Below are 12970 nucleotides of genomic sequence, written 5' to 3'. Positions count from 1 at the left end.
CGCCGCCAGCGTTCGTCCTGAGCCAGGATCAAACTCTCAATAAAAAGTTTAATCATTTAACTCATAAAACTTACTTGTAAAAAGAATTGCTGGTTGTTTAAATGTATTTTATATTCTGTTCAATTTTCAAAGACCATTTTTTCTCGTCACCTTCAAGCGACAACTTTATTATATATTTTTTTCTGACATCTATCGACTTAATTCTTCATAAATATACCTATTAAAAACTGTATTTCTTCTTTTTTCTATGTATTACTAAAAATATCACATATTGATACACTAGGTTTAGTTTTCGAATTTTATATCCTTTATTAATAAATTATATTTTTTAGCTATATTTAAGTAATCAGTAATTATACCTTTTTGCTTAAAAAATATTACAAACTTATAATCATAATTACTCCAAATAGTTACATTGTCTTTTACCATATAGAATGTACTAAATAGTATACCCCTTACTGATAATTTTATTAGTATTATTATAAGTTCAATACTATCTATTTCAAAATAAATATGATTATTATTTGATACATCTCTAAATTTAATGAGTTCATTTTTTTCATTATCTTCTAATGTACTTATCATTCTATTAAATTCATCAGAGTTTAATATATTTCCATAATAATCTACTATATTACCCTTGCTTTTCATAAATATATCTACAAAAAAATTAATAAAATCTTTCTCAATCTGTTCATTGCCAACTTTATCAGTTGTTATTATTGCATTATTATAATTATTAAAACCTTCCAATATATTTTCAGGCCTTATCTCTACTTTCTCTATAAATTCATTTTTATTAAGACTTCTCATATAAATTCACTCCTCTTCCATAGCTAATACTTTCATATTTGAATTAAATATTATATCAGAAAATAAAATACTAAAAAAGAAATTATTTTAAGATACCCTCTATAATTAGACATATATTCATTTAAATAATCTTTGCTATACTAATTTACAATTTTTGCTATTAAGTATATAATATTTATAGTAATGTAATCGTTAAATTAAGCTTATATAGTTTTCTAAATGATGATTACAGATCATTTAATAATGAGAATTAAAAGGGGATTTAAAATTATGTTTGGGTTATTTAAAAAAAATAAAAAAAATCAAAAATTAAACTTGGTTGCTCCAGTTAGTGGAAAAACTATAAATTTATCAGAAGTTCCTGATCCAGTATTTGCTCAAAAGATGGCTGGGGATGGTCTTGGAATTGATTCTACAGGTGATGTGATTGTAGCACCTTGTGACGGAGAAGTAACTTTAATCTTCAAAACAAAGCATGCATTTGCTATGACTTTAGAGAATGGAGTTGAAATAATTGTTCATATAGGTATAGAAACTGTATCGTTAAATGGAGAAGGATTTGAACAATTAGTAGAACAAGGAACAAAGGTTAAAGCTGGAACTCCTATAATTAAAATAGATAGAGAATTAATTAAAAATAAAGGTTTGTCATTAATTACTCCAGTTCTTATAACTAATCCTGATATAGTTAAATCAATAGATGTTGAAACTGATATGGATGTAGTAGCTGGTGAAAATGTAGTTTTAACATATAACTTTTAATAAAAAACTCATTGCAATATTGCAATGAGTTTTTTTATTTTTTTATTTTTTATATCTTATCCTTTTATAAATTAAAATTGCTAATCCTACTATTATTAAAATACTTCCTACTAATACGTAATCAGAGCCTTTTTTACTCGTTACTGGTAACTTCTTTACTTCTTTTGATAAATCAGGTTTTATATAAACACCTAAATTAATGCTATTATCTGTTTCACCTGAAGATAAATTTATATCTCTGCTTTTGTGTGTTTGTAATCCATTATCTTTTAAATTAGTTGTGCCTAAATTCTTTGGTGTTTCAAACATTACATAATATTTGCCTGGATCTAAATCAGTAAAATTATAATTACCATTATTATCAGTTTTCGTCACTGATAATAATTTACCATTTGAATCACAAAGGAATACATCTATTCCCTCAACGCCTTTTTCATCATTATCTTGCTTTCCATTTTTGTTATCATCATACCATACTTTGTTACCTATATTACCAGATTTTATAACTCCAACTTTTATAGAATCATATTTATCTAAAGTTTCAATATTTATATTTTCACTATATCCGCCAGTATTTACATTACTAAAACTTGATTTTATATTAGTATTTTGTTTTGTAAAACTACTGTATCCTTTTGGAATTATTGCATTAATTTTATATTCACCCTTTGGTAAATTTTCAAATTTAACATTACCATCTTCATCTGAAAATTGATCTTTTACATAGTTTCCGTAAACATCTTTAGCTACATCACCATTTGAGCTTAATAATTTTACTCTGGTTCCTTTTAGTAGTTTATCATTTTCGTCATATTTACCAGTATAATTTACATCTTCAAAAACTTTTACTTTTATATTGCCAACAAATGAAATACCAGCATTTAAATAAATATATTGTTGTCCTTTTTCTATATTAAATATACTTGATATTCCATCCTTATTTACTGAGCTACCATTAAGTAATGTATCAGATTTTTTAGGTGAAAATTTATCACAATCTTTTACCTTTTCAACTTCAATATAATATTTTCCTGGTAATAGATTATCAAATTCATATATTCCTAAATCATTTGTTTTGGTTTGCTTTATAAACTCTCCATCTTCTGAATATAAATTTACAGTAACACTCTTTATTCCACGTTCATCTGCATCTTGTATACCATTAAAATTATTATCCCTAAAAACTCTACTTTTTATCTTAGCTCTATGGAATGCTACATTAATATCATCTTTATTATCTCCTGACAATAACATATATGATTTTGTAAAATTATCTTTATCTATTATGTTAGTTATAGAATCTTCAGTAGTTGGAACATATGCGTTTTTTAAGTCAACAAATTTTAATTTATACTTACCTGGATTAAGATTATTAAAATAATATTTCCCATTTAAATCTGTTGTTGTTTTTGAAAATAGCTCTCCGTCTTTATATAGCTTAACAAGCATTTTTGAAATACCATATTCATTTTCACTTTTTTTATTATCCCAATTTATATCATTCCAAACAAAGCCACTTATACTTATAGGTTTTATCATGGCAAGATCTATATCATAGTTTTCTATTTTATCTTTTATTTCTATTTTTGATGAACATCCCTCTTCACTAAAAATATTATCTTCATCACTATTGTCTTTATTCTTTATAGCTAAATTAAACTCATCAGATTTATTAACCTTTATATAGTAAATACCTTTATTTAAATTATCAAATTCATATCTACCAAACGCATCTGTTTCAGTAACATCTATTGTATTTTTGTTTTCATCTAAAAGATTTACTTCTATACCTTCTATTAATGTTTCATTATCTTCTTGTATTCCATTTCCATTAATATCATTCCATATATTTCCTCCTAATGAAGATAGATTATTTACATCTATATCGTTATCTTGATTAACATCTTTAAAATTATTTGCTACTTTTTCTAATAATACACTTTTATACTCACCTATTGTGATTGAGTTATTTGGTGAATTTGTTTTTCTATAATCATTAGGTGTTAGATTATATTTATTCCCCTTTAGATATGGATATGAATAATATAATTCTTTTGTATTTCCATGATTTTGTAGATTTTCATTAATCTCTATGTTTTTATTATTTTCATTAGCATGAACATAATTCGTATTAATAAGTTGCAAAAATTGCCATGAAATTATGGTCACTAAAATTAAATTTAGCCACCTTATTACATATCTATAAACTTTCATAATATTTATCACCTTGTTTTTTTCTCGTGTATTTTTATAATTATTTAATTAAATCAAGCTTAACAATAAATCTTTCAGGTGCAGATCCTACATATCTAAAAGGATAACAAGTTACTAACGTCATGCTTGGACCTTCTTCCTGAGCAAGTATTGATTCATCTTCTGGAGTTGTTATATATGTCTTCTTAACTTTAAATTTATATAAATTATCTAAAGTTTGTACTTCTATTATATCTGATTTTTTTATGTTCTTTAAAAATCCAAAGGTTGTTTCTCTATGGCCTAATATAATTGCAGTTCCCTTATCTCCAGGAAATACTCCATTATCATATAGAGCTGCACCACCTAATAAATTTTCTTCCGTTGCTCCCATAATTATAGGAATTTGTTTATTTGTATTAGGTTCTATGATTTTCCCAACTATCTCTCTACCATCTAATTTTATTGTATGGTTTTTATCTTTATTACTATTAGTTTCGTTTTCTTTATCTTTTTCTATGTTATTTATATCATTTGTATGTTTATCTTTATAATCTTTGTTACTTTCAACTATTTCAGCTTTTTGTTTATCCCATTCATCTATATTTTTGGATATACTTTTTTTATCTAATTGAATTTCTACAAAAGGATATGCAACAAAAATTATACCTATAAAAATAAGCAAAACTGCAAATAGAGTAAAAAATTTATTTTTGTATTTTTTCATTTTAGAATCTCCTAATAGTAGCTTTTTAACTTTTTATTTTATAATAAGTTACATGATCTTGCCATACTCCATTTATAAATAAATATTTTTCATTTATACCTAACTTCTTAAAACCAGTTCCAACTAATACACCTTTAGATCTCTCATTTATCAAAAGTGCAGATGCTTCTATTCTGTGAAGATCCAAATCTTTAAACCCATATTCCGTCACTAAATTCACAGCTTCTTTCATATATCCCTTTCCTTGGAAATCTTTATCTATTGAATATCCAAGGATAGCACTCTTAAATACTCCATATACTATATTTGATAGTCTAACTCTTCCTATTATTTTGTTATCATATATAATTGCCAAATCTATTGAGGTTCCATTTAAGAATTGTTTATAACTTTCATTTAATGAATTTCTTTGCGATGCTAGTGTGTAAAAGTCTTTATCTCTTGTAGGTTCAAATTTTTCAAGGTGTTTCTTATTCTTAATATAATATTGTAATAATTCTTCATCATCATTTGGAGTTAAATTTCTTAAGGAAATGTTTTCTCCATCTAATTGAATCATAGATGCACAATTTTTATATCTATAATCTTCTCGATTGATTCCTAACATAAGCTCATTTTTGTAAACTCCGCTAGAATATATATTGTCCGATAATATACCCTCTAGAATGAATCCTAAATCAAGAAATGGCGAAATATTTATTTCCTCTGCTACTCTTATGTTAACCTTAAAAATATTTTTATACTTAAAAGTCGCCATTAATAATAATTCTAAAGTTTCTCTTAATAGTTTATAATCATGTTCCCTGTAAAATTTAAAATCAACATTGCATTTTTTACTGACTTTATCTAGTCCTTCTACAGAAAACCTACCTATATTTATGTTATTTTTATCTCTAATAACATACTCATTGTTGCTTCCTTTATTTAAAAATATATTCACTGTATAATTTGGTGACATATTAAATTCTCCTAAAATTAAAGTCTTATAAGAATATTATATATTATACTTTTTTGTTTACAAGCATTTCGTTATCATATTTTAAATAATATTTCCTATAAGTTAAAGTTCCTTTAATTAGTTGTAATTTCAAAATTATAACAATAAAAAAATCTCTTTAAAGAAATTAAAGAGATTTTCCACTTTAAAAAGTTATCCCCAACTTTATCAACATGTTGTTGATAACTTTTATTTTTGCACAATATATTGTGCTTTAAAGCTTGTCACATATTATATTTTCTTAGCAAATGGACTCAATAAACATCATATTTTATCCAATTTATGTAAGTTTAACTTGTGGAAAACTAAAAAGTTATCCACAGGCAATTACTTATTATTCATTCCAATTATATCTTTTATAACTTCTCCAGCAAGTATCATACCTGCAACTGGTGGTACAAATGATATACTTCCTGGAATTTGTCTTTTCTCAGCACACTTTTTAGTTCCTCCAGTACAAACACAACCAGTTTTACATGTGACAACATCTTCTGTTCTTGGTTTAGCTGGTTGTTCTTCTGAATATACAACTTTAAGTTTTTTAACTCCTCTATTTTTAAGCTCTCTTCTCATTACTTTTGCAAGAGGACAAACTCTTGTCTTAAATACATCAGCAACTTTAAATTGAGTAGGATCAAACTTATTACCTGTTCCCATTGAACTTATTATATTTATATTATTTTCATAACAATATTTTGCAAGAGCAATCTTTGCTGTTACTGTATCTATTGCATCAACTACATAATCAACATCATCTGTTATAAATTCTGATATATTATCTGCAGTTACAAAAGTTTGATGAGTAATTACATTACATTTATGATTAATGCTTAAAACCCTTTCTTTCATAACATCAACTTTAACTTTACTTATTGTGTTATATGTAGCATGAATTTGTCTGTTTAAATTAGTAAGGCATACTGTATCGTCATCAATTAATACTAAATTTCCAACACCAGCTCTAACTAATGCTTCAACTGTAAAACTTCCAACTCCACCTACTCCAAATACAACTACCTTTGCATTCTTTAATTTATCTAAACCTTCTTTTCCTATAAGTAATTCTGTTCTTGACAATGAATGTTGTGCCATATATTTATCTCCTTTGTTGTTTCAAAAATATTTATATATATTTTATTTTATATTATTATCTTATACAAGTTTTTTAGTTATGTAAAATACTTACTGTATTTACTAACCAATTTATTAAGTCTATAATATTGTATAAGACTGTTTATATTTTAGGCAGTTAATTTTTCACGGAGGATTAGATTTATGATAATTGGAATAATAAGTGCAATGGATGAAGAATTAGCAATTCTTCTAAAAGATATGGATGTTACTGAAAAAAAAGTTAAAGCAAATATGACTTTCCATAAAGGTAAATTATGGGGTAAAGATGTTGTAGCTGTAGTTTCAGGAATAGGTAAGGTTAATGCAGCTATATGTGCTCAAATATTAATTTCAGAATACAATGTAGGTACAATAATTAATGTAGGAGTTGCAGGTGGTATCGGAATGGATATATACCCTGGAGATGTTGTTGTAGCTGAAAACCTAGTTCAATATGATATGGATACAACTGCTTTTGGAGATAAGCACGGTCAAATCCCAAGATTAGATACTTTTGATTTCAAGTGTGATGAAAACTTAGTGTCAGTTTGCACTAAAGCTTGTGATGAAATAGAAGGCTTTAATACATTCTTAGGAAGAATAGTTTCAGGAGATAAATTTGTAGCTAGCGTAGATACAATTAAATGGCTTGAAGAAGAATTTGATGCTAAAGCCGTTGAAATGGAAGGCGCAAGTATTGCTCACGTTTGCTACCTAAATAACGTTCCATTTGTAGTTATAAGATCAATTTCAGATAATGCTAATAATGGTGCACATATGGATTATGAAAAGTTTACTCCAATCGGAGTTAGAAACTCAACAACAATCCTTAAAGGCATGATAGATAAACTATAAAATAAAAAAAGTCCATTAGGACTTTTTTTATTTTATAGTTATAACTTATGAATAAACAATCCACTCCTAAGTTTTGGTTCAAACCAAGTTGATTTAGGTGGCATAACCTCATTAATATCTGAAATATCCATAACATCTCTAATATCTGTTGGATACATAGAAAACGCAACCTTCATATCTTTATTTACACGTCTTTCTAATTCTTTGATGCCTCTTATTCCACCTATAAAATCTATTCTATCTGATGTTCTAATGTCCTTAATATTTAATACTTTTTCTAGTAAATTTTTTTGAAGTATTGAAACGTCTAATCTTTCTATCAGATTATTTTCATCAAAACTATTCTTTTTAGCTTCTAATATAAACCATTCTTTTTCTAAATACATTCCAAAAACATGTTTTTTGTTTGGTTTATATCCACCATCACCATTATATTTACTTACATTAAAATCTTCTGAAATTTTTTTTATAAATTCAGTTTTAGTAAGTCCATTTAAATCTTTAACTACTCTATTATAATCCATTATACATAAATCTTCGTCTGGAAATGCTACAGCTAAAAAATAATTGAATTCTTCATCTCCTTTATAATTAGGATTATCTAATCTTCGCATCTTTGCAACTTTTGCTGCTGATTCACACCTGTGATGACCATCTGCAATATACATACTATCTATAGTTTTAAATAATTTCATTAAAAATTCTATATCTTTCTTGTCATTTATAATCCATACACTTTGTCTTACACCATCTTCAGAATAAAAGTCATATTCTGCTTCTTTTTCTACATACCTTTTTATAATATTTGATACCTCAACATTTTTTCTATAAGTTAAAAATATCGGTCCAGTGTTTGCATTACAATAATCTACATGATTAACTCTATCTTGCTCTTTATCAGCTCTTGTAAACTCATGTTTCTTTATAACATTGTTTATATAATCATCAATAGATGCTGTAAAAACAAGCCCTACTTGTTCTCTTCCATTCATTATTTGTCTGTATATATAAAAATAATCCTCTTTATCTTGAATAAATTCTCCATTCTTAATCATTTTATTTAAGTTGTCTCTTGCTTTCTCATAAACCCTTTTATCATGAACATCAATATTAGTATCTAAATCTATTTCAGCTTTATCTATATGTAAAAATGAATATGGATTTCCTTTTGCTATTTCTCTTGCCTCTTCACTATCCATAACATCATATGGCAACGAAGCTATTTTTGAAGCTAAACTTTTAATTGGTCTAATAGCTTTAAAAGGTCTAACAACCACCATAAAAACACCTCCCAATTTAATAATTAATTTATAAGAAGTTTTATCATTTATAAATGATAAAACTTCTTATATTTCAATAACTTATAGATTAAAAAATTCTCTTATAATAGAAACTACTTCATCTCCAATCCTATTTTGAGCTTCTTTAGTTGATGCCCCAATATGAGGAGTTACACTAACTCTTGGATCATTTATTAAATCTAAATTTTTTGTCGGCTCATCTTCAAATACATCAATTCCAGCTCCTGATACTTTTCCGCTTTCAAGTGCCTTTAATAATGCTTTTTCATCTACAACTTTACCTCTTGCACAGTTTATTATATATATTCCATTTTTCATCATACTAAATTCATTTTCACCAATTAAAGGACCTTTATTCTTATCATATGGTGTATGAAGAGATAAGAAATCTGATTTTCTTAATACTTCCTCAAAATCTAGAAATTCATAATGAAGATTATCATGCTTACCTTCAATTGTGTAATATATCACCTTCATTCCTAGAACTTCAGCTTTTTTGGCTAAACTTTGTCCTATTCTCCCCATCCCTATTATTCCAAGTGTTTTTCCATAAATTTCAGTTCCTTTGTATTGTTTTTTATTCCACTCACCATTTCTCATAGTAAAATTAGATATGCCTAAAAATCTAGCAACTGAAAATATATGAGCGATTGCAAGTTCTGCAACTGAATTTGAACTTGCATTTGAAGTATTTTTTACTGTTATTCCAAGCGATTTAGCATATTCAACTTCTATATTATCAATTCCAACACCTGCCCTTATTGAAAGTCTTAATTGCCCTTCTGATGCCTTTTTTAATATTTCTTTAGTTAATTTTGTAGCACTTCTAATCACAACAGCATCAAAGCTTTTTAAAGTTTCTCCTAATATATCTTGATTATAATGAGTATCAACAACTTCTATTCCTAACAACTTTAACTTATCAATAGCTTCTTGTTGCATACCATCATTAACTAAAACTCTATACAAAATTTTGCCCCCTCATTTTTACTTTAACCCTAATATATCCTCAATATTTTCTAATAGCTCTTTAATATCACTCATTTGACAATCAGCCATATGAGCTATTCTAAATGTTTTTTCTTTTAAATCTCCATATCCATTAGATATTACAAAACCTCTTTTGCCTAATTCTTTATTTAAATCAGCTACACTTATACCTCTAGTATTTTTTATAGTAGTAAGTGTATTAGACAACAATTTATCTTCTTGTGGGAATAATTCAAAATATTTTCTCCCCCATTCTCTAACTACCTTTGCCATCTCAATATGTCTATTAAATCTATTTTCTAATCCTTCTTTATTTAATATATAATCAAGCTGATAATCCAAAGCATACATATGAGGAATAGATGGAGTTGAAGGATATTGATAATCTTTTTTTTGAATGTATTTATATAGTGATAAAAGATCTAAATAAAATCCTCTATTTTTAACCTTTTCTGCTCTTTCTTTAGCCTTTTTTGAGAAAGTACATACTGAAAGTCCTGGAGGAAGTCCTAATGCTTTTTGACTAGATGTAATACAAATATCTATACCATTTTTATCAACTTCTATCTTTGATCCTGCAGCAGAACTTACTGCATCAACTATAAACACAACATCTGAATACTTTTTAACAACTTCTCCAATTTTATCGATAGGATTCATAACCCCTGTTGATGTTTCATTATGTGTTAATGCAACTAAATCATATTTACCAGTACTTAATTGCTTATCAACCATTTCTTTTGTGATTCCTTTTCCCATTTCAACCTTAAAAATATCTGCTTCTACATTATTATTTATAGCCATCTTATACCATCTGTCTCCAAATGCCCCAACAGAAAAAACAGCAGCTCTTTTTAATGTACATGATCTTATAGCCCCTTCCATAAGACCACTTCCTGATGACGTTGATAATAATATTTCACTCTCTGTAAAAAATAATTTTCTTAAGTTATCACTTATCCTTCTTTGAATAATTGATGCCTCTTTACTTCTATGTCCTATCATAGGTTTTTTCATTTGAGCTAATACATCTTCTCTTACTTCAACAGGTCCTGGAATAAATAACTTTTTATGCATGCGCATTCCCCCAATTATTGAATTATATTTCAAAATCCCATATTTATTATTTATACGTGAAAATTGGTTAATTATTAATAATATGATTTATACTTAAAAAATTTCACACCTTTACAATAAAAAACACCTATCTATTAAACTAATACATAGGTGTTTAGAAAAGTAATCTAATTATAATGAATTGAATTATTGTTTATTTAGTAATCTTTAATATTAATTAGTGTGTAAAACCATATGCACCTTTATTTATTTCATTTTTTTGTAAAACACGTGCATTGTTAAGAGCTTTTATACCAGCTTTCATATCTCTTATTAATTCTTCAGCCATTGAATGACCTAAATCAGCACGACATACTATACGTTGGATTATTACATCTTGTAAATTTTCTGGTAATGGATAAGCAGGTACTTGCCATCCTTTCATTAATAATCTATCAGCTAAATCATACAATGACCATTCTACGTTAGCATCTTCTTTTAATTTATAGCAAACAATTGGTAATTCTTTTCCATCATTATAGATTTCAAATAATCCCATATCTTTGATTTCTTTTGCCAAATACATTGCAACATTTCTTGTTCTTTGATGTATTTGTTTATATCCTTCAAAACCATATCTTAAGAAGTTGTAATATTGTCCTATTATTTGACTTGCACTTCTTGAGAAGTTTATAGCCATTGTTGGCATCTTTCCTCCTAAGTAGCTTACTTCAAATATCAATTCTTTAGGTAGGAATTGTTCATCTTTCCATATTACCCAACCGATACCTGGATAAACTAGTCCATATTTATGACCTGAAGCACTTATTGACACAACATTCTTTAATCTGAAATCCCATTTAAGATTTGGTTCTACAAATGGTGCAAATAAACCACCTGAAGCAGCATCTATATGAATTGGCAATGATAATTTAGCAGTTTTATTATACTCTTCAACTACATCATTTAATTTTTTAATATCATCAAATCTACCTGTATAAGTTATACCTAATATACCAACTATACCTATAGTATAATCATCAACATAATCCATTACCTTGTCTATGTTTAAGCTCATATGTTCCTTATCCATTGGAACTAATCTCATTTCTATATCCCAGTATACACAGAATTTTTCCCAACATACTTGATATCCTGATGATATTACTAAATTAGGCTTCTTGCTATTTATATCCATACCTAATTTCTTAGCTCTATTTCTCCATCTGAACTTCATAGCCATACCAGCTAACATACAAGCTTCTGATGATCCAACTGTTGAAGTACCCATAAATTTCATATCACTTGGCGCATGCCACAAATCAGCAATTATATTTACACAACGGTTTTCAAGCTCTGCTGTTTGAGGATATTCTGATTTATCAATAGCATTCTTTTCTAATGTTTCAGACATTAATTTTATAGCTTCATCTTCCATATAAGTTTGACAAAATGTAGCTAAATTTAATCTTGCATTACCTTCATCCATTAATTCATCTTTAACTAATCTATAAGCCACTCTTGGTTGCATAGATTTTTTGCCAATTGAATATCTTGGCATTTCTACATCTTCTTCTTCTGTACCAAATATCGGTGTTCTGTAAGTATCTTTTAATTCTTTATCATCTCTACTAAATAACATAGTAAGACCTCCCTAGATTATTAATTATTTTTATATTTATAACATGTTCATCTTCAGGTAGGCTGTGGCGTTCCCCGTAGTCTTGCCATTTGGGTGAACAAAAATTTTAACTTTACATTATTTACTTTTATATAAACTTTATAAAAATCCTCTAAAACTCCTAAAATAGGCACTTTGCATAGATTATTAATAAACATATCATCCTATTTATATATTGCCATATATTTTTCTTCTAAGTAATCTAAGAAATATTTACAGTTTAAATCCTCATTACTAATAATTTTTATTAATTCACTTGGAGAGTATATAGCACCATATTTATGAACATTTTCATAAAGCCACATACGAATTCCTTCTAATTCACCTTTTCTTATATCTTCACACATACCTTTATATTCTTTTTTCATTGTGTGAAGCATTTGGGCTCCATAAAGATTTCCTAATGCATAGCTTGGGAAATATCCAAAAGAACCATCTGACCAATGTACATCTTGTAATATTCCTTCACTATCATCTTTAGG

General features: G+C 27.1%; 11 protein-coding genes and 1 pseudogene. 2 read left to right on the top strand and 10 right to left on the bottom strand.

Features of this window, described 5'->3' with window-relative positions; all coding sequences use genetic code 11:
- Positions 1 to 285: 285 nt before the first annotated feature.
- Positions 286 to 813 carry a hypothetical protein gene (locus SPJ33_RS04600; RefSeq protein WP_321116793.1) on the bottom strand — a complete coding sequence of 176 codons (528 nt, stop codon included), beginning with the start codon at positions 811 to 813 and terminating at the stop codon, positions 286 to 288.
- Between the two features lie 270 nt (positions 814 to 1083).
- Between SPJ33_RS04600 and SPJ33_RS04595 the strand changes: the two genes are divergently transcribed.
- Positions 1084 to 1575 (top strand): PTS glucose transporter subunit IIA, encoded by a 492-nt coding sequence (locus tag SPJ33_RS04595; RefSeq protein ID WP_321116792.1) that lies wholly within the window; start codon positions 1084 to 1086, stop codon positions 1573 to 1575.
- Positions 1576 to 1617: 42 nt separating this feature from the next.
- Here the strand turns inward: SPJ33_RS04595 and SPJ33_RS04590 are convergent, their stop codons facing one another.
- The 4 genes from SPJ33_RS04590 to SPJ33_RS04575 form a co-directional block, all read right to left on the bottom strand.
- Complete coding sequence (locus SPJ33_RS04590; protein WP_321116791.1) at positions 1618 to 3789, bottom strand: SdrD B-like domain-containing protein; 2172 nt, start codon at positions 3787 to 3789, stop codon at positions 1618 to 1620.
- Positions 3790 to 3829: 40 nt separating this feature from the next.
- Positions 3830 to 4495 carry a class D sortase gene (locus tag SPJ33_RS04585; protein ID WP_321116790.1) on the bottom strand — a complete coding sequence of 222 codons (666 nt, stop codon included), beginning with the start codon at positions 4493 to 4495 and terminating at the stop codon, positions 3830 to 3832.
- 25 nt (positions 4496 to 4520) lie between these two features.
- A complete protein-coding gene (locus tag SPJ33_RS04580; RefSeq protein WP_321116789.1) occupies positions 4521 to 5453 on the bottom strand; it encodes a GNAT family N-acetyltransferase in 933 nt (310 codons plus the stop codon).
- A 366-nt stretch (positions 5454 to 5819) separates the two neighbouring features.
- Positions 5820 to 6584, bottom strand: a complete 765-nt coding sequence (locus tag SPJ33_RS04575) for a tRNA threonylcarbamoyladenosine dehydratase (RefSeq protein WP_321116788.1) — start codon at positions 6582 to 6584, stop codon at positions 5820 to 5822.
- A gap of 183 nt (positions 6585 to 6767) precedes the next feature.
- On the opposite strand from SPJ33_RS04575, the gene SPJ33_RS04570 reads away from it, so the two are divergent.
- Complete coding sequence (locus SPJ33_RS04570; RefSeq protein ID WP_321116787.1) at positions 6768 to 7460, top strand: 5'-methylthioadenosine/adenosylhomocysteine nucleosidase; 693 nt, start codon at positions 6768 to 6770, stop codon at positions 7458 to 7460.
- A 38-nt stretch (positions 7461 to 7498) separates the two neighbouring features.
- On the opposite strand, the gene SPJ33_RS04565 is transcribed toward SPJ33_RS04570, so the two are convergent.
- The 5 genes and pseudogenes from SPJ33_RS04565 to SPJ33_RS04545 all read right to left on the bottom strand — a co-directional run.
- Complete coding sequence (locus SPJ33_RS04565) at positions 7499 to 8740, bottom strand: DUF1015 domain-containing protein (protein WP_321116786.1); 1242 nt, start codon at positions 8738 to 8740, stop codon at positions 7499 to 7501.
- A gap of 81 nt (positions 8741 to 8821) precedes the next feature.
- Complete coding sequence (locus SPJ33_RS04560; protein WP_321116785.1) at positions 8822 to 9730, bottom strand: D-2-hydroxyacid dehydrogenase; 909 nt, start codon at positions 9728 to 9730, stop codon at positions 8822 to 8824.
- An 18-nt stretch (positions 9731 to 9748) separates the two neighbouring features.
- Positions 9749 to 10828 carry an alanine--glyoxylate aminotransferase family protein gene (locus SPJ33_RS04555; protein ID WP_321116784.1) on the bottom strand — a complete coding sequence of 360 codons (1080 nt, stop codon included), beginning with the start codon at positions 10826 to 10828 and terminating at the stop codon, positions 9749 to 9751.
- Positions 10829 to 11045: 217 nt separating this feature from the next.
- A complete protein-coding gene (locus tag SPJ33_RS04550; protein WP_321116783.1) occupies positions 11046 to 12449 on the bottom strand; it encodes a glutamate decarboxylase in 1404 nt (467 codons plus the stop codon).
- 203 nt (positions 12450 to 12652) lie between these two features.
- Positions 12653 to 12970, bottom strand: a pseudogene (locus SPJ33_RS04545) (carboxypeptidase M32); the annotation flags it as partial.

This window comes from Clostridium sp. (genome assembly GCF_034179595.1).
Taxonomy (GTDB): domain Bacteria; phylum Bacillota; class Clostridia; order Clostridiales; family Clostridiaceae; genus Clostridium.
This window is presented reverse-complemented; position numbering and strand designations above follow the sequence as displayed.